Genomic DNA, 26,020 nt, shown 5'->3' with positions numbered 1-26,020 from the left:
GGAGCCTGCATATCAATCTTGGTTTTCTTGAAACCAAAGAACAGCAAGAACGATTCAGGAACCACTGCCATGGGGTGACGACCTCTCAGGTCGATATCAGATGCTCTGGAGGTAATGACCTCACCGATCGCATATGCGAAGTGGCGCATCCTTCGAACCGTGATCGCGTTTACGTCGTATTCCTTTGGTTGGTCCTCCCGCTTGAGCAGGCAAAAACGAGTCGTCGAGGGCAACTTCGCTTAGCTCAGTCGATGCTCTAAACATCCAACTCAAAAGTCCGAGCGCGCAGAGACAGAAGATAAATACGGACGAATCCTTCCAGAGGCCTGTTTGGCAGTGAAGCCAGACGATGCCAATCGCGAAGAAGAACAGCGCAGGCATTAGAGAGTTTAGGAACTTCAAGCGCGTGACAGCTGCGCCTAGGAATCGCCGTCCGTTGTTGTCCGTGGTCCCGTCAGACAGGTACGCAAGCCACACCTTGTCATGCCCGTACAGGTACTCCAGGTCCATGCATCGGTCGATACCCCGTTCGATGCTCGACCCGATGTCTTCCAGAAGCATTCCTGCCACTGTTCCGCAGGCCAGAACGACGATCAAGAACCAAGTCGCCTGCGACTGATAGAACTTGAAGACGTCGGGAATTAAGTTGCAGGTGACGATCACATACGGAGCCAACGCCAACACGCCTGGTAATACGACCGACGCCAGTGGCCGAAAGACTTCATTCTTAAGCGCGGATAGAAGTTCCATTCCCCAAGACTCCCCAATGCCCTCCTTCGATGATATGGGAGTTGTTGGGTCCTTCCTAAGGGGGCGCGCATGCGGGGGCGTCGACACCGCCCGTTCTTCGGCGTGCGTAGTCCCTAGAAACTCATTTTTTGATTACTGTACCCATAGGTATATCAATTACCTCTTAGCCCGGGTGGGCTATCTGCGCAGGCCCGAGAACCTGCGGCCACTCACGAAAGCGTCAAATCAGGACGACTGGACTATTGGGACCGAACAGCTGGCCTAGCGGGATAGCTACTGACGATAAGGCCCGGTTATCGCCGCTGTGCCCCCTCCATAGAACCGCACGACGGTAGGCTCGGTCGGCGTCTGCTGTGCCCGCTAGATATCAAACACGGCGTCTCAGTCGCCGGGATCGCGGGCAACCGGCGAAGCGGCTTCGGCTCTGCGCCGGCGGTTCGATGGCCCGCGCGACTGCCCGGCACGAGGGCAGTGTCCGAGGCATGGCGGTGGGGATTACCCTAACACCAGACGTGCATCCAACCAGTCGACATGAGTGCCCACAAAAGGAAGCGCGGCCTGGTTCGTCGTCTCCATGAGCGCACAGGCGCCCCCGCGCATGCCGTCGCGCACCATCGGCGCGGCGTCGCGCTCCGGTTCGCTCGACTTCGCGCAAGCGGGCTGGGAGCGTTAGCCGCATTCCTGGCCGTGCTCGGCCCCGGGTTACTGGCCGGCCTCTCGGACGACGACCCGGCCGGAATCACCACGTATTCGATCCTGGGGACCGATCACGGCTATCGGCTGTTGTGGATCATCCCGGCATCGACGGTGTTGCTCGTCCAGTTCCACCTGATGGCGATGCGCATTGGTGCGGCGACGAGCAAGGGATTTGTCGGCGTCATTCGCGAACGCTGGGGGCACCGATGGGGATATGCAGCGGTGGTCGGTCTGGTGTTTGCGAATTTCGGGACGATCTGCGCGGAATACGCGGGCATTTCCGCCGCATGTTCGCTCGTCGGCATCCCGCCATGGATCAGTGCTCCGATCTCTGCGACGCTGATCTCGCTCGTCGTCGTACTCGGTTCGTTCCACCGTGTGGAACGCGTCCTTCTGATCGTGTCGGCTACTCTGGGCCTCTACTTGCTCGATGGCATTCTGGCCACACCAGACTGGTCGTTAGTCTGGCACAACTCGATCGTCCCGCATGCGCCCCACGATGCCGCAGGTTGGATTGCCGTCGCCGCGACCCTGGGCACGACGCTCGCGCCCTGGGGCCTGGCGTTCATTCAGTCTTACGCTGTCGACAAGAAGATCACGCTTGCCAACCTGCGTTGGGAGCGAATCGACGTGGTCATCGGTTCACTACTGACTGGCCTCATCGGACTGGCCATAGCCGTCGCATGTGCGGCCACGCTCTATCGCGCCGGTGCGCACATTGACGAAGCGAGTGATGCCGCCGCCGCGCTTCGCCCGCTTGCCGGACCATTCGCGACTGCATTGTTTGGCACCGGATTGCTGGGCGCGGCACTACTGGCGGCGGCGATCGTTCCGCTCGCAACCGCATATTCGATTGCCGAAGGTGTCGGCTCGCCGGCCTCCCTCGACCTGGATTCACACCATTTCCGGATCTTCTACGTAGCGTTCGTGATCCTGACGGTGGCGGCCGCAAGCGTCGTCTCGCTGCCCGGCTTGCCCCTCATTCCCATCATTTACAGCAGCCAGGTGGTGAATGCGGTCATGTTGCCGTTGCATGTGATCGCACTCCAACTGCTCGCGCGCGATCCAAAGGTCATGGGCGATTCCAGGTCAGGAAGGGTCTCGACCATCACAGGCTGGATGAGCATTCTGCTGATCCTTTCATGTATTTCGGCACTCGTATGGAGTTGGATCGGCGCAAGCGCGAGTTCCTAACGTAGTGGCGGCCGCGGGAAGCCCTATGGAAACCAGATGTGTTGATTTAGATCAATACCTGTGCTGGTGCGCGCACCAAGATCATTAGTTGTTGGACATGCACGATGGCGATGGCATCGGAACATCCCCCTCTGCAGACGGTCGAAGTCGATGGCGTTGAACGCCAGTTTCCGCATGGCCTGACGATGCTTCAGGCGCTACGCACGCTGAACATCAGCGTGCCAACGCTCTGCCACGACGATCGCCTGACGCCCGTCGGCGAATGCTGGGTATGTGCGGTAGAAGTCAGCCTGCCCCGCGGGCTTCCCTTCTCCAACCGTCCGGCCTGCCGCGAACCGCTGCGCGACGGCTGCTCGATCCGGAGCGGCAGTGCGTCGCTGGATGCCTTTCGCCGAAATCTCCTGGAGCAACTGGCCGCACGCGTTGCACCCGAGGAGATGGAGCGATTCCCCGACAAGGCGTTGCACCGCTTGTTGCGCGAGTTCGGTGTTCCTGCGCGAGCAGGGTTGGATCATCCGATCGCAATCGACGTCTCGCACCCCCATATCCGGGTTGACATGAATCGCTGTATCGCCTGCCGGCGCTGCGTGCGGATTTGCGACGATCTGCAGGGCGAGTCGGTGTGGCACGTGTTCGGACGCGGCGATGACCTTCGCATCGATACCGAGGGAGGTCTGCCACTCGCCAAAAGTCCTTGCGTCGGCTGCGGTGCGTGTGTCGACACCTGCCCGACGGCTGCCCTGACCGATGCCTCGGCCTGGCACGAACCAGTCCCGACTGAATGGACGCGAACAACCTGCCCCTACTGCGGCGTCGGCTGTAAGCTCGAGGTCGGCGTCGCCGGAGACCGCATCGTCGCTACCCGACCGGTGATCGACGCTCCCTCCAACAAGGGGCACTTGTGCGTGAAGGGGCGGTACGCGCATGGATATGTCGATGCGGCCGACCGCATCACGGTGCCGAAGGTGCGTCACGATGGTCGTTGGCGCAGTACCGACTGGGCTGAAGCGATCACGCTTGCGGCAGACGGCCTGCGGCGCGTCGCGGCGGAGCACGGGCCCGATGCAATCGGCGTGCTTGGCTCCTCGCGTGCAACCAACGAGGAAAACTACCTCACCCAGAAATTCGCGCGTGTCGTGATCGGAACCAACAACGTCGACTGTTGCGCACGCGTCTGCCACACACCCAGTGCCGCGGCGCTCAAGCACATGCTCGGCACGGGAGTGGCGACCAACAGCTTCGACGATATCGAACAGGCGAAGACGCTGCTGGTCGTCGGCGCCAACCCGCTGGAGAACCACCCCGTGGTGGGTGCCCGGATCCGCCAGCAGGCGCAGCGAGGCGCACATCTGATCGTGATCGACCCTCGACGCACGGGACTGGCGAGGATCGCCGATGTACACCTGGCGCCTCGTCCCGGCACCAACGTGCCGTTGTTGAATTCACTCGCCCATGTGCTGTTTGCCGAAGACCTGGTGGATCGCGACTTCCTCGCGGCACGCGTGGAAGGCGTCGAGGGTCTGGCCGCCTTCATGGCACCGTGGACGCCCGAGCGTGCAACACAACTGAGCGGTGTACCGGCCGACGCTATCCGTCGCGCAGCCCGGCTGTACGCACTCGAACGTCCGGCGATGGCCCTGCATGGCTTGGGATTGACTGAGCACCTGCAAGGTACGCAGGGAGTCATGGCACTGATTGACCTGGCGCTGCTCACCGGCAACCTTGGCCGCGCGGGAAGCGGCATCAATCCGCTCCGTGGCCAGAACAACGTGCAGGGCGCCGCCGTCATGGGATGCGATCCGGGCACGCTCACCGGTTCGGTGCGCCTGGTCGACGCCTGCCAACGTTTCGAAGCGGCCTGGGGCGTCGCCCTCCCCCACAAGCCGGGCCTCAATGCAGTGACGATGATTGACGCGGCGCATGCCGGCAAGCTCAAGGCCCTGTACGTGATCGGCTACGACATCTTCGCCAGCCTTGCGAACGCGGACGTCACAGCGATGGCGCTGTCCAAATTGGATCTGGTGATAGTCCAGGATATGTTCCTCAACGAAACCGCGAACTCGTTCGGCCACGTGTTCCTGCCGGTCGTGTCCAGTTTCGAGAAGGACGGCACGTTCATGAATTCCGAACGCCGCATCCAGCGGGTGCGGCGCGCCGTCGCACCGCGTGGGGACTCTTTGAGCGACGCGGAGGTTCTCTGTCGGCTCGCCGGCGAGCTCGGCTTCGGTGACCAGTTCCGGCACACCTGCGCTGAAGCGGTGTGGGACGAGATCCGAGCCGTGTGGCCGGCCGTTGCGGGCATCAGTTACGGGCGCAGCTCCCGGCATGGCTTGCAGTGGCCCTGCGTCGACGAGTATGACCCGGGGACGGCGGTCCTTCACGCAAGGCGATTCGCCAACGCGGACAAGGCGAAGCTGGAGCAGGTTGATTATCGGCCGACGACGGAATGCACGAGTGAGCAATATCCGTTCCTGCTGACCACCGGGCGCACCCTGCACCACTTCAACGTCGGCACCATGACCGGTCGAACCCGACAGCAGCTGCTGCGTCCGACTGACACGCTCGACATGCATCCCTACGATGCCGGGCAACTCGACTTGCGCGATGACATGCCGGTTCGTGTGGAGAGCCGGCATGGCGAAGTGGTGTTGCCGCTGCGGGTCAGCGATGCAGTTGCGCCCGGGCAGTTGTTTGCCACCTTCCACGATCCGGCCAGGATGCTGAACAGGCTCACCGGTCCGGTCCGAGATACCGTTACTTCGGCCCCAGAATATAAGGTGGTCGCGGTCCGCGTGCGGCTGGCATGAGTTCTGACCCGGGCTCCGTCCTGCCCCTCTTTGCTTTGGGCTTCTCGCATCAATGAGCCATCAGCAGCGGAATCGGACTGTGCTCCAGCATGTGCCGCGAAACGCCGCCCAGCGCCCACTCGCGCAGGCGCGTGTGCCCGAACGCCCCCATGACGAGCAGGTCGGCGTTGGCCGCAACGGCCTCGCTCAACAGCGCTCCCCCGATCGGGCCAACCGCGTTGGTAAGGCGTACGCGCTCCACCGCCATGTCGTGCCGCTCCCAGTACCGATCCAGGTCAAACGTTGGAAGCGAGAGGCGGAAGTCCCGCCCTTTTTCTCCATCGAGCACGATGACTCGACCAGCCCGCTGCAGCAGCGGCATTGCTGCGTGCAAGGCGCGCAAGGCGGTGGTCGAGCCATCCCAGGCCACCGCGATGCGGTCCAGGCGCGGCGGGCGCGATTGGAACTCCGGCACCACGAGGCACGGGCGTCGCGTGATCACGAGGATCTCTGCTAACGCCGACTCGCCCCCCCATGGCGCGTTCTGGTCGCTTCCCAACACCAACAGGTCGTGCCACTGGCCGACGTGGCGGACGGCTGCGGCGGTGTCGGCCTCGCAGGCCAGCCAGTCGCTGTGTGGCACTCCGAGGGACGCGGCCCAGCGTTGGAATTGCCCGGCTGCGGCGACTGCGACCTCCAGTTCCGGATCAGGGAGGTCGACCGAGACGGCCACCATGGCACCGACGTCGCCGGCGATCACGGCATTCGGCGGCGGCGCGCACCACAGTCCGGTCAGGCTCCCCCCCAGCATCGCCGCCAGACGCGCCGCATACTCAGTGGCATGGGTCCAGGGGCCCGACGTCTGGGCCAGCACAAGAATGTCTCGCATCGCGGTCGACCTGAGGCGTGGGGCTACGATCCTGGCGCTCGGTTGGATCGGGCCCATTGATGTAGGTCAAATTCCCCACCCTGCGGCCATGGAACATTCGTTCTATGCTTGGTCGGTATCGAAAACCGGGGCCCAGGCATGCTCGCCCGCGAAGCATTTTCGACCGAAGCGCAACCCCATGTGCTGGTGGTGGACGACGACGAAGAGATCGGTCGCCTGCTGACCCGGTACCTGGGCGGGCACGGCTACCGGGTCAGCCATGTCGGCGACGCCGACGGGCTGCGGCGGATCCTGCAGCATGAGCGTATCGACCTGATCCTGTTGGACCTCGGGCTGCCCGATGCCGATGGGCTCAGCCTGCTGCGCGGGTTCCAGCAACACTGGCACGGCCCCGTCATCGTGGTGAGTGGCCGTGGCGAGCCGGTCGAGCGCGTGGTCGGCCTGGAGCTGGGCGCGGACGATTACATCAGCAAACCATTCGATCTGCGGGAGTTGCTCGCCCGGGTTCGATCGGTGCTGCGTCGATCCCATCCGAACGGTGTCGCCGAGGCGCCGAGGCTGGAGTTCGACGGCTTGCGCCTGGATGTGGCGGCACGCCACCTGACCGGTCGCGACGGGCAGGATGTCGCCCTGACCACGGGCGAGTTCGAGCTGCTCCGTTTCCTGCTGGAGCACCCGAACCAGGTGCTCAGCCGCGACCAGATCATGAATCATCTGCACGGCCGCGATGTCGGCCCTCTGGATCGGGCGATCGATGCCCAGATCGGTCGCTTAAGGCGCAAGATCGAACGCGACCCAGGGCAACCGCGGCTCATCCAATCGGTGCGCGGTGCCGGTTACCTGTTCGCGGCCCCCATCCACGCCGGCTGAGGCAAGCTTCGTGCTGAGGGAACTGTTTAAACTCCTGCCCGACGCACTGATCGTGGTGGACGAAGGCGGCCGCGTCGTCCGGGCCAACGGCCCGGCCGAACGCCTGTTCGGATACCCGCCGCAAGGTCTGGACGGCATTCAGATCGAGGCTCTGATGCCTGAAGGCACGCGTGCCCGTCACGCCCAGCACCGCGTCGAATACATGTCCGCCCCCCGTGTGCGGCCCATGGGGACGACGGGATTGTCCCTGACCGGACAGCGTCTGGACGGAGGCCAGTTTCCTGTAGAAATCTCGTTGGGGCCGCTGGAATCCCAAGGGCGCACGCTGTACCTGGCGGTGATTCGCGACGTATCGGAAAGCCAGCGTGTGCGCCAAGCCCTCGTACGGGGGCGATACGACGCGCTGGTAGCGCGCGTTGGCCAGCTTGCACTCGCCTCGTCCGACGAAACCGTGATCGAAGGCTTGCCTGAGCAACTGAAGGAAGCGCTGCAGGCTGAAGCGGTGATGGTCGTGATGCTCGCACCGGATGGCCAATCGATACGCGTAGCCGGTGCGCACGGCATCGCCCCGGAACGAATGGAGCGGTTCGTCCGGAGGCCACACGCCGAGACCGGGCTTTGGCGCGCGCTCGTCAATGGCCAACCGCTCGTCGCCGAGATGCTAGCCGACGGTTCCCAGGACGATTGGCCGCAACCGGACGATGGTCGGTTCCGCCGCGGCGCTGTCATGCCGATCGGCGATCGCGAGCACCCGATCGGCGCGCTGATCGTCTTGGCGCCGGAAGTCCAGCGCTTCGACCACGACGCCATGCACTTGCTGCAGCTGGTGGCCAACCTGCTTGCCGCGATGATCCAGCGGAGACGTACCGAGGAGCAGCTGGCGCACGCGCAGCGACTGGAAGCGATCGGGCAGCTGACAGGTGGCGTCGCCCATGACTTCAACAACCTGCTGACCGTAATGTCCGGCAATCTGCAGTTGCTTGAGGAGCAGACGGACTTGCCGCCGCAGTCTTCGGAACTGATCGAAAGCGCGCTGCGGGCGGTGTCACGCGGCGCCGAACTCACCGCCAAGCTGCTGGCATTCGCGCGGCGCCAGCGCCTGTTGCCTCGCGCGGTCGATCCGGAAGCATTGCTGCGCGAGATTGCCGGCATGCTGCAGCGCGCACTCGGTGAATCGATTCGGGTGCGAATCGAGAACCAGGGTCCCGTCGCCCCGGCCTACGTCGACGCGGCCCAGCTCGACACCGCCCTGCTGAACCTGGCGTTGAACGCACGCGATGCCATGCCGCAGGGTGGCGAGATCACTTTCTCGGCCCGTGATTGCCGAATCACGCCGGGCGAGCGCCACAGCGAAGTCGAGCCGGGTCATTACGTGGTGTTTACCGTCGGCGATACCGGTAGCGGCATGACGCCGGAGACGCTGGCGCATGCGGTCGAGCCGTTCTTTACGACCCGCGAGATGGGGAATGGGCTCGGGCTGAGCATGGTCTATGGGTTCGTCAAGCAGAGCAACGGATTTCTGCGCATCGACAGCCGACTTGGCTACGGCACACAGGTCGAGCTTTTTCTGCCCACCGCGCCTCCCCTTGCGGTTGTCGCTTCGGCACCGCTGCCTGTCCTGGCACCCGGCAGCGGTGAAACCATTCTGGTCGTCGAGGACGAGGACGAGGTTCGCAAGATCGCCGAGGCATTCCTGGGTTCGATAGGTTATCGCGTGCGCGGGGTCGGGAGCGCCATGGAAGCCCTGCATCAATTGCAGGAGGATCCTACGATCTCGCTGCTTTTCAGCGATGTCCGGCTCGGAAGCGGGATGGACGGGCACGAACTCGCACTTGCCGCGAGAGCGCTCAGACCGGCCTTGCCGGTACTGCTCACGTCCGGCTACGCCGATGAAAACGTGGTGCCGGTGGCACGCGATCCATCCGACGGGTTTGAACTGCTGCGAAAGCCCTATCGCCATGAGGAACTGGCGATGGCGCTGCGCCGCAGCCTCGGAAGGCCTACATAGACAGCGGTGCGCCACCTCCTACAGCGTGACCGCAGAGCCGGTCGTGGCCGCATTGCGGAAGTGGCGCGCGAACCAGTTCGCCGCGTGGGTGGCAACTTCCTCGAGCGCCCCGGGTTCTTCGAACAGATGCGTCGCACCAGGTACGACGACCAGTTCCGCCCAATGCCCCATGAGGGCTTGGGCGGTGCGGTTGATCTTGAGAACTTCCTCATCGGCGCCACCGACGATCAGCAGCGTCGGCGTATGCGCGTGCGCAAGGACCCATCCTCCCGCTAGGTCCGGACAGCCCCCGCGCGATACCACGGCCACGACCCGGTCCGGGCGCATGGCCGCCACGGCCAAGGCCGCCGCGGAGCCCGAACTGGCACCGAACAGGCCGATCCCCAAGTCTTTCAGCCCCGCCTCGTTGCGCGTCCATTGCAGGGCTGCTGATAAGCGCTGTGCAAGCAGCGCGATGTCGAAACGGGCATGCCCTTCCGCGTCCTCCACTGGCGTCAGCAGGTCAAAGAGCAGCGTGGCGAGCCCGCGGTGGTTCAGCACTTGGGCAACGAAGCGGTTGCGAGGGCTGTGACGACTGCTGCCGGACCCATGCGCAAACAAGATCAGGCCGCGTGGCGACGGCGGCACCATCAGGTCGCCATCGAGTACCGCTTCCTCGGTTGCGATCCGAACCGCGCGCGCGCCCGCCATGTGCGACAGAGGGGGGGGCGCGCCGGTCGTCGCGCTCAGCAGTGCGGCCACTTGCCCGTCGCTGACTTCGGAGAAATCCCGGTAGTACAGGCCCACGGCATGGAATGGCGACGGTGTCGCCAGGCACACCGTGAAATCGGCGAGACGAGCGACCTCCGCGAGGCTCTCGCGGGCCGCCACCGGAACAGCGCACACGAGCCTGGCCGGACGCTGCGCGCGTACCGCACCCAACGCCGCGACCATCGTCGCGCCGGTCGCCAGGCCATCGTCCAGCACGATGACCGTGCGGCCTTCGACGACGGGTGCAGGCCGGCCGGCGCGGTAACGGAGTCGGCGTTCGTCGATCAGCTCCAGTTGTTGCTGTGCCGTGCGCCGGATGTAGGCGTCGTCGGCACCGGTCCATGCCGCATTCTCGTTCAGCAGAACGGTGCCACGCTCATCGACGGCGCCGATCGCCAACTCGGGATTGGTCGGCGCACCAAGCTTGTGAACCAGCACGACATCGAACTCGCCGCCCAGCATGTCGGCAACGATCCTCCCGATCGGCACGGCGCCCCGCGGTATCGCCAGGACCAATGGGTGCTGGCCGCGATACTGGACAAGCGCGTCCCCGAGCCGGCGCGCGGCCTCGCTCCGATCTTCAAATGGGAGGTGGGCTACGGCGTGGGTGTGGAAGGGGCTCATGGCTACACTGTGAGGCGACCTTCGCTAGCGAGTTTGACCTGCGTCAAAGTGTCGACATGTGGGCAGGCCACGCTCGCATCGGACAGGTTGGTCCGCATGAAACTCTCCGAATCCCGCGTGATGTTGCTGCGCAAACCTCACACGCGCCTGGTCGAAACCTTGCGCCCCCTTGTCGCGCCCGACGCGGGACAGGTGCGGATCCGGGTGCAGGCCTGCGGCGTATGTCGCACCGACCTGCACGTCATCGACGGTGAATTGCCGCAGGCGGTGTATCCGATCGTGCCGGGGCACGAAGTGATCGGCGAGGTCGACGGGATCGGCGTCGGCGTTCGCACGCTGGCACTAGGCGATCGCGTCGGCGTGCCCTGGTTGGCGTGGACGTGCGGTGACTGCCGCTACTGCCGCGGGGGCCATGAGAACCTGTGCGATAGCGCCCAATTCACCGGCTGTAGTCGCGACGGAGGGTATGCCACGCACCTGCTCGCCGACGCTGCCTATTGCCTGCCTTTGGACGCCCGGCTCGATCCGGTGGCGGCAGCGCCCTTGCTGTGCGCGGGGCTCATAGGATGGCGTGCGCTCCGCGCCGCCAGCCCCTGCCCGCGTCTGGGCCTCTACGGATTCGGTGCGGCCGCGCACATCCTCACGCAGATCGCGATGGCACAGGGCATCCTCGTCCATGCGTTCACCCGCCCGGGTGATCTGGCGATGCAGGAATTCGCGCGCACGCTGGGAGCCTGCTGGGCGGGCGGCTCGGATGAGCCGGCACCACATCCGCTCGATGCCGCCATCCTGTTCGCCCCGGACGGAGCGCTGGTGCCTACTGCACTGGGCAATGTGCGCAAGGGCGGGCGTGTCGTCTGCGCCGGCATTCACATGAGCGACATTCCCGCCTTTCCCTACCGCCTACTGTGGGGGGAGCGCCATCTGACCTCGGTGGCCAACCTGACGCGCGACGACGGCCGAACCTTCTTTGAGGTGGCGAAGCTGGCGAGCGTACAGACGCACGTGCAGCGCTATCCACTCGCCGATGCCAATGCGGCACTGGAGGCCCTGCGCGATGGCCGGTTGCGCGGCGCGGCCGTGCTGGTACCGGATTGAGACCGAGCGCGGTTATCGCAATGCGCCCCTTGTCCCTGCTCTACTTCATGGCGCCGGCCTACTTGGCCAACATGGCGCCGCCGTTCGTCCGCTACTGGAGGGGTTGGAATCGGCCGATCAGCACCCGCCTGTTCGGTGGTCACAAGACTGTGGTCGGCTTTGCGCTGGCCCTTGCCACGGGTGTACTGACCACCGCCGCGCAGGCCGGGCTCGGCCGGCCTGCCGTCTGGGCGGTACACGCTCCTTGGCTCTGGATCGGACTCGGCATGGGGATCGGCGTCGCCGCTGGCGACGCCATCAAGAGCCTGTTCAAGCGTCGCATCGGCATCGCGCCGGGCGCGCGATGGCTTCCGTTCGACCAGCTCGATTTCGCGGTCGGCGCGTTGTTGCTGGTGGGGCCGTGGATCACGCTGTCCGCGGGCGACGTAGCCCTGATCCTCGCTGCCACCTTTGTGGGCGACTTGCTGGTGAACCGTATCTCCTGTGCGCTGGGTATCAAGGCCTCCCCATGGTGAGGCCGCAACGTGCGGCATCGTTGACCCCGGTCAACACCGACGCAGTGTCGGGCCTCCATGATTCCTCTGTCAGAATCGCGCGCACGGAGCCCCCTCATGCCAAGACTTTATGACCGACGAAGTGGCCGCCATCTGGGCACACTGACCAACGACGAATGCGCGCAGCTCCTCGCGCTGCTTGACGAACTCCAAGGTGACGATGAGCTGGCTCCCGAGCCGGACCAGATTGAAGGTTGGACCGCGACCTTTGCTTCCGATCGGGTGATGGCCGTGGCGCAGCAGGTCCTGCAGGGACGCGAGGACTTCGATCTGGACTGGGAGCCGGACTAACCGGCTCAATGCACCGCATGCGCCCGCGTCACCAGCCTTTGCAGACCGCACCGGTCTTCGATGCGGATCTCGCGGCGGTCGACCCGGATCAGGCCCATCCCCTGCAGGCGCGCAAGCGAACGCACGACGGTTTCCAGTTTCAGCGCCAGGTAATTGGCAAGATCGCCTCGGGTCATGCGCAGCAGCAGATGCCGGCTGCTGAACCCCAGCGACTCCAGTCGCGTCGACAGATCGAGCAGGAACGCGGCGACCCGCTGATCGGCGGCGAGCGTGCCCACCATCAGCATCCAGTGCCAGTCGCGCCGGATCTCGCCCGCCAGTGCTGCCGTGATCGCTTCCGTGACGTCGGAGGGGCCCGCTCGCAGCAGGCTGCAGGGGATCTCCCAGACTTCACCGACATCGAGCGAGATGGCGTCACAGGTGTAATTGGGCAGGTCCAGCGCCTCGAGTCCGAGCAGGTCACCGCGCATTCGGAACCCGGTGATCTTCTCCCGGCCGTCCTCACTGAGCAGGCAAGTTTTGAAGAAGCCTGCGTGCACTAGATAGAGGGCGTGCCGGGGCTGCCCGGCCCGAAACAGATAGCGACGCGCGTTCAGTCGGCGCCGCTGCACCGGCAGGCTGCCGAACCTCGCCTCCATTGGAAGGAGTCCTGCTGGCACGGGCGGAGCAAGCTCCTCCAGCAGGGCAGGCTCGAGTGCACTGAAGGAAGAATCCAGGGCATCCAACATCGCGGCGGCTCCAGGGCGGGTCCTGGAGCAAGCCTAGCGACGCTTCGCAACACGATGACGATCGATGTGTAACGGAAGGTAACAACGGGTGCCGGTCACAGGAGCCCCACCGCTTTGGGCGGTCGGGGCTCTTGTCGACGGGCGCCTCGGAATCGCGCTCGAACTCGGCCCGCGTCCCCTGGGGTCAGTTGACGGACAGCTTGCGCGACGGGCTGCCGGCCTTCTTGGGCAGGACCAGCCTCAGCACGCCGCCATCGTAATTGGCTTCCGCGCTGCCGCTGTCGATGTCGGATGGCACGGTGAAGGATCGGAAGGCCTTGCCGCTGTAGCGTTCGCTGTACAGCTCCTTCTCGGCCTCGCCACCCTGCTCACGCTTCACTTCGGCAGTGACCGTGACCTGGTTGCCCTCGATCGAGACGTCAATGTCCTCCTTCTTGACGCCGGGCATGTCGATCGTGACGCGGTAACCCTTGTCATCCTCGTGCACGTCCATGCGCATTTCCAGGGTGTGCTCGTACTGACGCGCGAGCGGGCTGTGCAGGCCGAAACTGCGCACCAGATCCTCCAGTTCGGGGAACGGGTCGAAACGGGCGATCTGGCGGATCGGATGCCAGCGGGTGGGAATGGCCATGACGGCGCTCCAGTTTGGATGACTTTGGCGCCCACCGCTTGGGCGCGTAAGGCCACCATGCGCCTATACCGTCGACGTGATTTGACCGAAGTCAACGAATGCGTCGGAGGCTCGCGCCGGCATGGCCTGTTACGCTCCTCCTGCTGGCGCGCCGGTAGCCGTGATGCCGAGGGCCGTGCCAGTTGCAGGTACTCCATGCCGGGGCGACGCCTTGGAACTGCTCAGCGCCCGCCGCCGCTTCGGAATATCGACCAAAGCAGCCAGATTCCCGCCAATGACGCTCCCACGAAACCCAGCAATCCAAAGAACGGCAGCCCCAGCAGCGTCGGGCCGCCGCCTACGGTCATCGTGATCGACGAACCCACGATCAACGCGGCGATCACAAGCGCGCCGGAGAGGCGGTTGGCCGAATGACTGAACTGCCGGTTCAGATCCCGCAACTCGTCCACTTGCAGATGAAAGCGCCCTCCCCCGCTCCGCATCGCCCGCAACATCCGCCGCATATCCCGTGGCAAGGTCGCCAGCAGGCTGAGGGTATCGGTCATCGTCCGTGCGCTGCGCCGCGCGATCGCACGCGGGCCGTACTGGGCCGCCATCGCGCGGCGAAGGAATGGCCGTGCCTGCTGCGCCATGTCGAAAGCAGGATCCAGGCTGCGTCCCAACCCGTCCAGCGTCAGGCAGACCTTGATCAGCAAGGCCAGATCGGCCGGCAGGGCAAGACGGTGGGAGCGGAGCAGCGCCGTTACTTCCAACAGCATGCGGGCCAGATCGAGCTCGGCGAGCGGCAGGCCATGGTAGCGATCGACGAAAGCATCGATGTCGATCGCCAGCTGCGCTTCGTCGACATCGGGGCGACCGGTCCAGTCCAGCAGTACTTCGGTGACACGTTCCGGGTCGCGTTCGACCAGCCCGGACAGCAGCATGACCACTTCGCCGCGCCGCACCTGTGAGAGATGGCCGACCATGCCGAAGTCGATCACCGCAATGCGTCCGTCTCCAAGCACGAACACATTGCCGGGATGTGGGTCTGCGTGGAAGAAACCGTCCTCGAGCATCATTTTGAGCACCAGTTGCGCACCCGTCCGCGCCACGTGGCGGCGATCGACCCCGGCCGCTTCGAGGGCCGCCAGATCGGTCACGGGAACGCCGTCGACGAAGTCCTGCACGTTCATCCGCTCGTTCGTGTACGGCCAGTACACCGCCGGGACGAACAGGCGCCGGTCCCGGGCGAAGCTCGCGGCAATGCGCTCGGCGTGGCGGCACTCGGCCGCCAGGTCGAGTTCGCGGGTTAGCGACGCCTTGAACTGGCGCACCATGCCCGCCGGGTGGAAGCGACGCAGGTCGGGGTACTTCGCTTCGAGCCTGTCGGCCGCGTATTGCAACAGGCGAAGATCGGCTTCGACCAGGCGCCGAATTCCCGGACGACGCACTTTGATCACCACCTGACGACCGTCATGGAGACGCGCTCTATGAACCTGTGCGATCGAGGCCGCCGCCAGCGGAACCGGCTCAATGGAAAGGAATGCGTCCTCCAGGTTTGTGCCGAGCGCCTCGCGCATTTCCACGCACAGCGCCTCGAAAGGCACGGCAGGCACGGCGTTCTGCAGGCGACTGAACTCCGCGATCCATTCCGGCGCGAATAGGTCCACACGCGTGGCCAACACCTGCCCCAGTTTGACGAAACACGGCCCCATGTCCTCCAGCGCCCGGCGCACGCGCACAGGCGTCGGAAGCTCAGCCAACTCCTGGAGGTGCGCCAGCGGTAGCACCCTGCCCGCGCGGGCCAGAGCGCGTCCCAGCCCGATCCGGCGCACCACGTCGCCGAAGCCGTATCGGATCAGGATGGCCGCGAGTGCGTGGAGGCGGCCCGTATCGTGGGTGACGATAAGCGTGTCCCACATGGCTGGGGATCCCTCGTGCAAGGGGGCATTCGCTTCGATGCAACGCGAACGGCGACCGCGGCAGGTCTTTGGAGACTGCCCGCGGCGCGACGCTCCCTGTTGACCCAGATCAACGTGTCGTTCCGCAGTGGATTCATGCTTCGGGCGCCCGGTTGCCATTGGATATCCCAAGCGATGACTGCAGTGCCGGATTCGACCCGTTTCCATCTCCAGTTCCTGGGGGCCTGCGGAACCGTGACCGGGTCGCGATACCTGGTCGAAGCCGCTGGGCATCGGCTGCTGGTCGATTGCGGTCTCTTCCAGGGATACAAAACGCTGCGGCTGCGGAACTGGGCGTCATTTCCAGTGGATCCCGCGAGTCTCGATGCCGTGGTCCTCACCCATGCCCATCTGGACCACAGCGGATATCTTCCCCGCCTGGAGTTGCAGGGGTTCCACAAACGCGTCTGGTGCACGCATGCCACCGCCAGCCTCTGCCGAATCCTGCTGCCCGATTCCGGCCATCTGCTGGAGGAAGAAGCGACATACGCCCACCGCGTTGGCTCGTCCAGGCACAGCCCGGCGCGACCGCTGTATACCGAGGACGACGCCCGAAGGTCGCTCGAGTTGATGCGGATGGTGGAGTTCGAACAGGACTTCGAACCCGTCCCGGGCATGACGGCCCGCTTTCGCATGCAGGGCCACATCCTCGGCGCCGCCGCGGTGACGCTGGAATTCGCCGGGACGCGGATCACCTTCAGCGGCGACCTCGGTCGGCCCAACGACCCGGTGATGCCACCCCCGCGGCCGCTCGGGCAAACCGACTGGATAGTGACCGAGGCGACCTATGGCAACCGCCTGCATCCCGCGATCTCGCTGGAGCAGGAACTGCACCATGTACTCGCGCCCGTTCTGGCACGTGGCGGGATTGCGATCATCCCCTCGTTCGCGGTAGGACGCGCGCAGATGCTGCTGCACGTGATTGCAAAACTGCAGGCAGATCATCGCCTGCCCGACGTGCCGGTCTATCTGAACAGCCCTATGGCGACCGACGTGAGCGATCTGTATGCCCGTCATTCCGGTCTTCATCGACTTGAATCGCAGGACCTGGACGCAATGCGGCGCATGACGATCGTCATCAACAGCGCAGAAGAATCCAAGGCGCTCAATCGTCACCGCGGCCCGATGATCATTGTTTCCGCCAGCGGGATGCTGACAGGGGGGCGGGTCCTGCATCACCTGATCGCTTTTTCCGCCGATCCCCGCAACGCCATCGTGCTGTGCGGATACCAGGCAGGCGGAACACGCGGCGCCGCGCTCGTCGGTGGCGCGCGGTCCCTGCGCATCTACGGACAGGACGTTGCCATCAATGCCCAGGTGATCCAGCTAACCACGGCCTCGGCACATGCGGACGCCAACGAGATTCTGGCCTGGCTGCACACGGCGGAGCATCTACCGCGAGGCGTCTTCATCACCCACGGCGAACCCGATGCGGCCGATGCTTTGCGTGTGCGCATCAAGCGCGAGCTGGGATGGCCCGCGCATGTGCCGGAGTATCTGGAGAAGGTCACGCTCCAGGCGCAACGCACCCACGACGTCGTCGCGTAGGCGTCCTTTTATGCCAGCGCCAGCGCCCCGACCAGGGACAAGCAGGTGCAGGCAGCGCTGCCCAGCCTGAGGTACGCGATTGGATCATCCGCTGTGAGCCACACGCGCCCTGCCCCCTCCGAGCCGCCAGTCGTCAATGGCCCGAATATTGCCGCCGGGCCGTTTCGCGGGCTGAGCCGCCGCGAAGCCGCCGAACGCCTGCGCCAAGATGGGCCGAACCTGCTGCCTGAGGCGGAAAGGCGGCGCGGCTGGGTCATCGCCCTGCACATCATCCGCGAACCGATGCTGGTGCTGTTGCTGGCGGCAACGGCTATCTACCTGCTGCTGGGCGATCCGGGCGAAGCGGCGCTGCTGGGCGTGTCGGTGCTGGTGGTGATTGCCTTGACCCTGTACCAGGAGCAGAAATCCGAACACGCCCTGCAGGCACTGCGCGACTTCAGCAGTCCGCGCGCGCGAGTGATACGCGATGGCACGATCCACGTTCTGGCCGCCCGAGAAGTGGTCGTTGGCGACCTCATCCTGGTGGCCGAGGGCGACCGCGTTCCGGCGGATGCCAGGCTGATCGAGGCGACCGACCTTCATGTCGACGAATCACTGCTTACCGGGGAATCAATCCCGGTCAGGCGCCATGCGGACGCCGCAGACGACGAGCACATGCTGCGCGCAAGCACCCTGGTCGTGCGTGGACACGGCAGTGCGGTGGTGTCCGCGACGGGCGCCGGCACCACAATCGGCCGCATCGGCGTCACCCTGCAGGCGATTCGCATCGAACGGACTCCGCTGCAACGCGAGATCCGGCGAGTGGTCATGCTGTTCACGCTGTTGAGCATCGCCGCCTGCGCGCTGATGACGGGGCTTTACGTCACGCTGCGAGGCGAATGGCTGAACGCGTTATTGGCGGGCATCACGCTGGCGATCGCCACCATTCCCGAAGAGTTCCCGGTGGTGCTGACCGTGTTCCTCGCGCTCGGCGCCTGGCGAATGGCCCGGCACCATGCTCTGGTAAGGCGGATTCCCGCGATCGAGGCCTTGGGCGCCACTGGCGTGCTGTGCACCGACAAGACCGGCACGCTGACCCTGAACCACATGGTCGTCGCGACGGTCGCCGCCGGCGGCAAACGAGCGCAACCGGCGGACATTTCCTCGGATGCGCTGCGCACCGTACTGTCCACTGCATGGCTGGCCAGCCGCGCAACCTCGTACGACCCGATGGAGGTAGCGCTGCGCGAGGCGGTCGACCTGGCATGCCTGTCGCATGCGAGTTCCGATGCCCACCATGTGCGGGAGTATCCGCTGAGTTCCCAGTGCTCCGCCGTCGCTCACGCATGGTCGCAGCCTGACGAACAATCGCTGTTCGTCGCCTGCAAAGGCGCACCGGAGACCGTGGCGGATCTGTGCCGCCTGCCACCGGAGCAACGGGACGCGGCGCTCACTGACGTAACCGCCATGGCCCGTCAGGGCTTGCGCGTGCTGGCGGTGGCCTCGGCGATGTGGCCCGTGGATGCCAGCGCGAACTCCCACGAACTGCCCGCTTCGATCCGCGATATCCACTTCGCCTGGCGGGGGCTCGTCGGCTTCGCCGACCCCCTGCGCCCAGGCGTGGGCCACGCGGTTGCCGAGGCCCGCGCCGCAGGCGTCGACATCATCATGTTGACCGGCGATCACGTCGAGACCGCACGCGCCATCGCGATAGAGGCCGGCATAGATCCGGATCCGAAAGTGATGCTCGGAGTGGAGATCGATGCGATGGATGCACAGGAACTTTCGCAGCGATTGCAGCACACCCGGGTATTCGCGCGCGTGCGACCTGAGCACAAGCTGCGCCTGGTGGATGCCATCAAACGCGCCGGCCGCGTGGTCGCGATGACCGGCGACGGTGTCAACGACGCTCCCGCATTGATGGCGGCCCACATCGGCGTTGCGATGGGGGGGCGCGGCACCGACGTCGCACGCGAAGCCTCTTCGATTGTGCTGCTCGACGACGACTTCGTTACGGTGGTTCGCGCGATCAGGCTCGGCCGCACCATCTACGACAACATACGACGGGCAGCGCGCTACATCATGGCCGTGCACGTGCCGATCACGGGCCTGGCGTTGCTGCCTCTGCTTGTTGGCAGTCCCTTGATCCTGCTGCCGTTGCACTTGGTCTTTCTGCAACTGATCATCGACCCCGTCTGTTCGCTGGTCTTCGAGCGCGAACCCGCATCCGCAGACATCATGCGGCGACCGCCGCGGTCTCTGAAGGAACCCATGCTCGGCCTCCGTGGTCTGCTTGGCAGTCTGTCTCACGGCCTGCTGATGTTCGCGGCGGTCGTTATCATCTATTCCCTGGGGGCACGGCAGGGACTGACCGATCCGCAACTGGGAGCGCTGGCCTTCACCGCGCTTGTGATCGGCAATCTCGGGCTGGTCGTCCTTTACCGCACGGGCGAGACGGTCTGGGCCACATTGCGCGCACGCAACCCCGCATTCATCACGGTGGCGACGTTGGCGATGGTGATCCTCGTCGCCGTCACCCGCCTGGCCGGCCCATCGTCCTGGTTTGGTTTTTCGGCACCACCGTGGGGCTTGTGGCTGGCGGCGTTGGCTCTGCCGCTGACCATGGTCGCGCTGCTGCACCTGGTGAGATTCAGATGAGGGGCTTCGCCCGCGCGCGCCGGAAGGCGTGTTTCTGAATCTCAGCGTGGGTATTGATCCACGTCAATCCCGTACCCCGATGTGGCTCCATGCTGGTGCGGTGTCTTGCCGCGCCTGCAGGCCGCCCTGTCCATGTCGTCATTGGAGCCAATCACCGATCCGGGTCGCTCCCCTTCGTCGAAGCAGGTCCTGCTCGCCGAGATCGCCTTGTTACTGCACGAGTTGCACCCCGACGACCGGTACCCGCCGGAGCCACGCCTGGACTCCCGACTGGATCGGGATCTCGGGCTGGACAGCCTTACAAGATTGGAATTGATGGCCCGCTTGGAGCAGCGCTTTCGGATCGAGATTCCGGAAAGCGCAGGCTTTGCCGCAGCGACACCGTCCGACCTGCTGAAGGCGCTCCACGGCGCAAGACCCCGGGGAACCATCGGTGTTTCCTCCGTACTGGAATTGGCGCGTCGCGAACACCTGGAACTTCCCGTGGCCGCGGTCACGATGATCGAAGTGCTCGCCTGGCATGCCGAGCGCCACCCGGAACGCGTGCACGTTCACTTTTCGGGCGGCACCGCCGACGGCATCGAATTGACCTACCGGGCACTCCAGGGCGCTGCCCGGCGCGTGGCGGCTGGTTTGCAGTCGCATGGCATCGGGCCGGCCGAACCGGTGGGGGTGATGCTGCCGACGCATCCCGATTTCCTGTGCGCCTTCTTCGGCATCGTGCTCGCCGGTGGTGTGCCGGTCCCCCTGTATCCGCCTTTGCGGCCGAACGAACTGACGGAGTACTGGCACCGCCAGGCCGGGATCCTGCGCAACTGCGGGGCGCGGCGACTGGTGGTCGATGACGCCCTGTACGCCCATCGACGCCTGATACGGTCCCTGACCGGAGGCGTGGAGCATCTGCTCACCGCATCCGGACTGTCGAGCGGATCCGCCGCGTACGAACCCGTGGCGGCCCAGCCTGATGATCTGGCCTTGCTGCAATACACGTCCGGCAGCACCGCCGATCCCAAGGGCGTGATGGTCAGTCACCGCAACATGCTGGCGAACCTGCGGGTGATGGGCGGATTTATCGGAGTGGATGCGTCAGATGCGTTCGTCAGTTGGCTGCCGCTGTATCACGACATGGGCCTGATCGGCGCGTGGCTGGGCTGCCTGTATTACGGTGCGCCGCTGGTGCTGATCCCTCCGCAGAGTTTTCTGCTGCGCCCGGAGCGCTGGCTGTGGGCGATCCACCAGCATCGCGCGACACTGTCCGCCGCGCCGAACTTCGCTTACGAATTATGCGTCCACCGGATTGGCGATGAGGCGCTGGAAGGCCTTGACCTGAGCTCGCTGCGCCTGGCCTTCTGCGGTGCGGAGCCGGTGTTCGCGCAGACTCTGGAGCGGTTCGCCACGCGCTTTGCCCGCCACGGTTTCCGCGCGGATGCGTTGTATCCGGTATATGGACTGGCCGAGAACACGCTCGGGCTTACTTTTCCGCCACCGGGGCGTGGCGCGCACGTGTTGCATGTCGAGCGCGACCGCTTCCTGAGCAGTGGCCATGTTCGTCTCTCGGAAGCGCCCATGACGCTGCCTTTCGTCTCCTGTGGGACGGTGCTCCCCGGGCATGAACTGCGCATTGCCGATCCCGACGAACACGAGCTTCCCGACGACCGCCAGGGACGCGTGCAGTTTCGCGGTCCGTCGGCATGTGCGGGCTACTACCGCAACCCGGATGCGACCCGGGCGTTCAAGCGCGGCGCCTGGCTTGACACTGGCGACCTCGGTTTCCTGCATGAAGGCGAGTTGTATCTGACTGGCCGCGTGAAGGACCTGATCATCCGGGCCGGTCGTCACCTGCATCCGCAGGGAATCGAACAAGCCGTCGGCGATCTGCCCGGCGTTCGCCGTGGGCGCGTCGCTGCGTTCGGCGCGGCAGTACCGAGCGCTGGCACCGAACGCCTGATCGTGGTGGCAGAAACCCGCCTCCACGACGAGTCTGAACGCCAGGCGCTGCGCCTGCGCATCCAGGAGTCGGTCGCAGGTCTTGCTGGCGAGCCCGCCGACGAGATCGTCCTTGCGACTCCGGGCACTGTCCTGAAGACGTCGAGCGGCAAGCTGCGGCGCGCGGCCTGTCGCGCCGCTTACGAGCGCGGCAGGCTGGGCTCCCACACCTTTTGGCCGATGCTGGCTGTGCTTGGCCGCGGCGCGCTCGTCGCGGGTAGTGTGCGTGCAGGCCGGTTGGGCGCGTTGGCGTTCTCCGGTTTTGCGTGGCTCGCATTGGGCTTGTTGACGCTGCCAGCGCTCTTCGCGGTGGCCCTCCTACCCACGGTGGCGGCGCGCTGGCGTGTCGTGCGCGGCCTGCTGGCCGCCGTGCAGCATGCGACGGGCATTCCACTGGTCCTGACGGCCACAGCAACCTTGCCGCCATCGCCATGCATCTTCGTGGCCAACCATGCCAGCTATATCGACGCGCTCGTGTTGGTACTCGCACTCCCTCGACCGGTCACGTTCGTCGCCAAGGAAGAGTTGGCACGTTGGCCATTGGCCCGCATGCTGCTGCTGCGCTTCGGCGCGGTGCCCGTCGCCAGGTTCGATCCGGCACGTTGCACGGCTGTCGTGGAAGAGGCCAGCCGCTCCGGGCGCGACTTCCTGTTCTTCCCCGAGGGCACATTCAAGCGCACACCGGGGCTGTTGCGTTTCCATCTCGGCGCGTTCGCGGCAGCGTCCAAAGCGGGGTTGCCTCTGGTGCCGATCGCATTGCGCGGTACCCGCTCGGTGTTGCGCGCCGGCGACTGGCTGGTGCACCACGCGCCACTGTCAGTGATTTTCGGTGCAGCACTCCTGCCCAATCCCGATGCCGAGCACTGGCCCGAGACCCTGCGCCTGGCCGGTGTCACTCGCGAATTCCTGCTCGCCCATTGCGGCGAGCCGGACTCGGGTTCACCCGAACTCGGGCCGTGAATCGGTCGCTTCGAAGATGACGCGGCGGAGTTGCAAGGGGCGTGCTCTGCCTTGGCGACAACCTGCGCGACGACGTGCGCGTGGTCGGCCGTGATTTCACGCCATGAAACAGGGTCCACGTATTGAAAGACATTGTCATACTTTGCCCCGTCGCTCCGCCGAGCACCCGGGCGCTAATGCGAAAACAGCACCGGAATCGGCGACCGTTGCAGCAGCCCGCGCGTGACGCCACCGATCACCTGCTCGAGCGCACGCGAGTGGCTATAGCCGCCGGCGACGATCAGGTCCGCCCTGCTTTCGCCGGCATGTCCCAGGATCTCCTGTGCCGCCGGTCCCGTTCCGGAACGCCTTACCAGATTGACCTGCACGCCATGCCGCTGCAGGTGCGGAGCAATGTTCACCTCGAGATGATCCAGCGGCGCGGCCCCGTGCCCCACCGTCAGCAGGTCCACCGAACGGGCCGCTTGGAGCAGCGGCAACGCATCGTGCACGGCCCGCGAGGCTTCCGGAGTCGACTTCCAGGCAATCACGATGCGCTCGTAAGCCGCTACTTCGGGCGTCTGAGGAGGCACCAGCAGCACGGGACGCCCGCCGCCGGCCAGCAGCCCGCCCAACAACCTGGCATCGGCGTCGGCCATCTTGCGATCCACGCCGAGCACCACCAGGTCAGCGTAGCGGGCGTGCAGCGCAGACAGCTCGGCCGGGGTCAGCCAGAACAGTTCGGATTTGCGAACCTCGGTGACCACGGGTTCCTTCGCCAGGCGTCGAGCCACGGCCTCGGCCAACGCCTGCGTCGTGGCCTCGGCGCTCTGGTGCATGGTGGGATAAACGCTGGCCGGATAGTACTTCCATGTCTCCAGGCTGGGCGCAATGATGCTGACGCCGGCCAATGCGACGAGGCGGGCATCGAACCTCGCCGCGATCGAACACGCGGCGCAGATGGCCGGCTCGTGAATGTCCCCGAGCACGACCGGGACTAGGATGTCCTTGTACATAGTGCACTCTCGGTATGAACTCCCAGATCAGAGTCTGGCGCCTGCGCGACCCCGGGAATTGACCTGCGTCAGGCCTGCCTTGGGCGAATGTTGATCCAGATCAAACCAGGTGTCCGCCGCTTGCCTAGCCTGCCTCTGCACGCAAGAGGAGATTTCCGATGAACACCACGGTTCCCATCACCGGTGACGGCGTTGGTCCTGAATACCCGCAGTGGACCGAAACGCTGCGTGATCGCAGTCAGGTATCAATCCGGCCAATCACCGCGGACGATGCCGCTCGCGAGCGCCAATTCATATTGGGCCTCTCTCCTCAGGCGCGTCGCTTCCGCTTTTTAGGTCAAGTCAGCCACCCAAGCGATGTGTTGATCCGGCAGCTGACGGCCATCGACTACGTGCATCAGGTCGCCTTCGCCGCGGTCGTGCAGGAAGACGGCGTTGAGAAGATAGTCGGCACCAGCCGCTACGCAACGGACCCTCAGGGGTTGTACGGCGAATGCGCCGTGACCGTGGATGATCATTGGCAGAACCGGGGCTTGGGAACGGTGCTGATGAAACATCTGATCGAGGTCGCCCGTGGCCGCGGCATCCGTTGCCTGACGTCGATCGACGCCGCCGACAACATCGCGATGCGCGATTTGGCGTCCTATCTCGGCTTCCTACGCCGGGAGGATCCCGGCGACGCCGGGCAGGTCATCCACGAGCTGGATCTGCAAGGCAACTCCTGACAACCATAAACTCTGCAGCATGCTTTGACGGCGAACCTCCGGCTGTTCTGGCGACGCTGTTGAGTCGGATCAATGCGAGAACAGCACCGGTAGATGCGCGAACTGCAGCAACTCCCGAGTCGTGCCGCCGAGCACCCACTCGCGGAAGCGTGAATGTCCGTATCCGCCGGCCACCAGAAGCGTGGCGTTTGATTGTTCGCAGTGCCGCAATAACGCGGTGGAAACGGACTCGTTGCGCTGTTGGTGTATCACCACCCGGACCTTGATGCCGTGGCGTGCCAGATGGGTCGCGATGTCGGCGCCGGGCAGCGCGCCGTCGTCGCTGCGCTGATCCGGGTCGGGCTCGACCTCCAGGACATCGACTGAATCTGCCATTTGGAGCCACGGCATGGCGTCGTGCACGGCGCGGGTGGCTTCGCGCGTCGGACGCCACGCCACCACCACGTGCCGCGCTGGGAACGAACCCGTGCATTTTGGAGGCACGATCATCACCGGCCGCCCCGACTCGAACAGCAATCCACTGAAGATCGCACTCACGGCTGAGCGCTCGCCGGCGTTGTCTCCCGCCGATGTGAGCACCGCCAGGTCGGCGTAGCGCGCGTGCAGCGCCGCGACATGCCGGGGTCCACCCACCACGGTCTCGGCCAGCCGGACTTCGGAGGACACCGCCTCGCGCCCCAGACGGTCGCGGAGCCGAGCGGCCTGGGCTTCGGCCATGGCGCGAACCTCCGTGTAGACCTGCTGCATCGAGCTCGCGTCCGGTGCGACACTCCACGCCCCGGGGATCGGTGCCGGCATGTAGACCGTGTCCAGCACCACCAGGTGCGTTTGGGCCATCGTGGCCAGCGCCAGCGCTGCTTCGATCGCATTCGAATCGCCCTGTGTGGCCGTAAGGGGGAGGATGAGGTCCTTGATCATGGCGGAAGCTCCGCGGCGCTGCAGACGACCGGATTAGGCGCCTTCCTGGCCGAGGCCTGTTGACCTGCATCAAGAAACGGGGCCTACCAAGCATCGGCTGCCCGGCTTGGCTCTGATGGGGATTGAGTCAAATGCTGGCAAGCCGCCCGTGGGCGCGGGGTGTCGTTGCGCAATGGGTGGGGCGTTTGGCGCACACGCGACTCTCGGGATTGGACTGCTGTCAGGCCTCGCCTGGAAGAAGTGGCAGCAGGCACACGTAAATAAATATGGCAAGCATCCATCCGGCGGCCATCAGGATCAGGCCCGTGGCCGAGCCGGGCGTGGATATCGTATCGGCCAGGATTAGGCCGAGGAGTGCGGGACCTAATGCATACAGCGACCTTGCTCCGGTAGTTACCCTCTTGCCGCACGATCTGCATGACGTGACGAAGCCCGGGCCCAG

Annotated in this window: 19 protein-coding genes; 11 read left to right on the top strand and 8 right to left on the bottom strand. The window is 65.2% G+C overall.

Going from position 1 to position 26,020, the window contains the following annotated elements:
• Positions 1-120: 120 nt before the first annotated feature.
• Entirely contained in the window at positions 121-750 is a 630-nt protein-coding gene (locus tag IU514_RS12490; protein ID WP_194931430.1) for a hypothetical protein, read from the bottom strand.
• A gap of 531 nt (positions 751-1,281) precedes the next feature.
• On the opposite strand from IU514_RS12490, the gene IU514_RS12485 reads away from it, so the two are divergent.
• The gene (locus IU514_RS12485; protein ID WP_194931429.1) at positions 1,282-2,640 is read left to right on the top strand and encodes an NRAMP family divalent metal transporter; all 1,359 of its coding nucleotides are present in this window, start codon (positions 1,282-1,284) and stop codon (positions 2,638-2,640) included.
• A gap of 104 nt (positions 2,641-2,744) precedes the next feature.
• Positions 2,745-5,447 carry a formate dehydrogenase subunit alpha gene (fdhF, locus tag IU514_RS12480; protein ID WP_228760690.1) on the top strand — a complete coding sequence of 901 codons (2,703 nt, stop codon included), beginning with the start codon at positions 2,745-2,747 and terminating at the stop codon, positions 5,445-5,447.
• Between the two features lie 49 nt (positions 5,448-5,496).
• On the opposite strand, the gene IU514_RS12475 is transcribed toward fdhF, so the two are convergent.
• Complete coding sequence (locus IU514_RS12475) at positions 5,497-6,315, bottom strand: universal stress protein (RefSeq protein ID WP_194931428.1); 819 nt, start codon at positions 6,313-6,315, stop codon at positions 5,497-5,499.
• A gap of 138 nt (positions 6,316-6,453) precedes the next feature.
• Between IU514_RS12475 and IU514_RS12470 the strand changes: the two genes are divergently transcribed.
• On the top strand, positions 6,454-7,185 hold the full coding sequence (locus IU514_RS12470; RefSeq protein WP_194931427.1) for a response regulator: 732 nt from the start codon (positions 6,454-6,456) through the stop codon (positions 7,183-7,185).
• A gap of 10 nt (positions 7,186-7,195) precedes the next feature.
• Positions 7,196-9,193: a PAS domain S-box protein gene (locus IU514_RS12465; RefSeq protein ID WP_194931426.1), complete on the top strand. Its 1,998-nt coding sequence runs from the start codon at positions 7,196-7,198 to the stop codon at positions 9,191-9,193.
• Positions 9,194-9,211: 18 nt separating this feature from the next.
• Here the strand turns inward: IU514_RS12465 and IU514_RS12460 are convergent, their stop codons facing one another.
• On the bottom strand, positions 9,212-10,567 hold the full coding sequence (locus IU514_RS12460; protein WP_194931425.1) for a phosphoribosyltransferase family protein: 1,356 nt from the start codon (positions 10,565-10,567) through the stop codon (positions 9,212-9,214).
• 96 nt (positions 10,568-10,663) lie between these two features.
• Here IU514_RS12460 and IU514_RS12455 point away from each other — a divergent pair, with 96 nt between their 5' ends.
• The 3 genes from IU514_RS12455 (at position 10,664) to IU514_RS12445 (ending at position 12,510) form a co-directional block, all read left to right on the top strand.
• A complete protein-coding gene (locus IU514_RS12455) occupies positions 10,664-11,665 on the top strand; it encodes a zinc-dependent alcohol dehydrogenase family protein (RefSeq protein WP_324187833.1) in 1,002 nt (333 codons plus the stop codon).
• A 29-nt stretch (positions 11,666-11,694) separates the two neighbouring features.
• On the top strand, positions 11,695-12,180 hold the full coding sequence (locus IU514_RS12450; protein WP_194931424.1) for a CDP-archaeol synthase: 486 nt from the start codon (positions 11,695-11,697) through the stop codon (positions 12,178-12,180).
• Between the two features lie 96 nt (positions 12,181-12,276).
• Complete coding sequence (locus IU514_RS12445; RefSeq protein ID WP_194931423.1) at positions 12,277-12,510, top strand: hypothetical protein; 234 nt, start codon at positions 12,277-12,279, stop codon at positions 12,508-12,510.
• 5 nt (positions 12,511-12,515) lie between these two features.
• On the opposite strand, the gene IU514_RS12440 is transcribed toward IU514_RS12445, so the two are convergent.
• From IU514_RS12440 to IU514_RS12430, 3 genes are all read right to left on the bottom strand, one after another.
• Positions 12,516-13,238 carry a helix-turn-helix domain-containing protein gene (locus IU514_RS12440; RefSeq protein WP_194931422.1) on the bottom strand — a complete coding sequence of 241 codons (723 nt, stop codon included), beginning with the start codon at positions 13,236-13,238 and terminating at the stop codon, positions 12,516-12,518.
• A gap of 184 nt (positions 13,239-13,422) precedes the next feature.
• Entirely contained in the window at positions 13,423-13,869 is a 447-nt protein-coding gene (locus IU514_RS12435; protein ID WP_194931421.1) for an Hsp20/alpha crystallin family protein, read from the bottom strand.
• Between the two features lie 221 nt (positions 13,870-14,090).
• Complete coding sequence (locus IU514_RS12430; protein ID WP_194931420.1) at positions 14,091-15,770, bottom strand: ABC1 kinase family protein; 1,680 nt, start codon at positions 15,768-15,770, stop codon at positions 14,091-14,093.
• A gap of 99 nt (positions 15,771-15,869) precedes the next feature.
• On the opposite strand from IU514_RS12430, the gene IU514_RS12425 reads away from it, so the two are divergent.
• From IU514_RS12425 to IU514_RS12415, 3 genes are all read left to right on the top strand, one after another.
• Positions 15,870-17,357 carry an MBL fold metallo-hydrolase RNA specificity domain-containing protein gene (locus IU514_RS12425; protein ID WP_228760688.1) on the top strand — a complete coding sequence of 496 codons (1,488 nt, stop codon included), beginning with the start codon at positions 15,870-15,872 and terminating at the stop codon, positions 17,355-17,357.
• Positions 17,358-17,450: 93 nt separating this feature from the next.
• Positions 17,451-19,994 carry a cation-translocating P-type ATPase gene (locus tag IU514_RS12420; protein WP_194931419.1) on the top strand — a complete coding sequence of 848 codons (2,544 nt, stop codon included), beginning with the start codon at positions 17,451-17,453 and terminating at the stop codon, positions 19,992-19,994.
• 105 nt (positions 19,995-20,099) lie between these two features.
• Positions 20,100-22,940: an AMP-binding protein gene (locus IU514_RS12415; protein WP_194931418.1), complete on the top strand. Its 2,841-nt coding sequence runs from the start codon at positions 20,100-20,102 to the stop codon at positions 22,938-22,940.
• A 173-nt stretch (positions 22,941-23,113) separates the two neighbouring features.
• On the opposite strand, the gene IU514_RS12410 is transcribed toward IU514_RS12415, so the two are convergent.
• Positions 23,114-23,935 (bottom strand): universal stress protein, encoded by an 822-nt coding sequence (locus IU514_RS12410; protein WP_194931417.1) that lies wholly within the window; start codon positions 23,933-23,935, stop codon positions 23,114-23,116.
• Positions 23,936-24,093: 158 nt separating this feature from the next.
• Between IU514_RS12410 and IU514_RS12405 the strand changes: the two genes are divergently transcribed.
• Complete coding sequence (locus tag IU514_RS12405) at positions 24,094-24,660, top strand: GNAT family N-acetyltransferase (protein WP_194931416.1); 567 nt, start codon at positions 24,094-24,096, stop codon at positions 24,658-24,660.
• Positions 24,661-24,729: 69 nt separating this feature from the next.
• On the opposite strand, the gene IU514_RS12400 is transcribed toward IU514_RS12405, so the two are convergent.
• Positions 24,730-25,578 (bottom strand): universal stress protein, encoded by an 849-nt coding sequence (locus tag IU514_RS12400; RefSeq protein WP_194931415.1) that lies wholly within the window; start codon positions 25,576-25,578, stop codon positions 24,730-24,732.
• Positions 25,579-26,020: the final 442 nt, after the last annotated feature.

Origin of the sequence: Lysobacter niastensis, from assembly GCF_015453285.1 — a bacterium.
GTDB lineage: Bacteria > Pseudomonadota > Gammaproteobacteria > Xanthomonadales > Xanthomonadaceae > Lysobacter_J > Lysobacter_J niastensis.
This window is presented reverse-complemented; position numbering and strand designations above follow the sequence as displayed.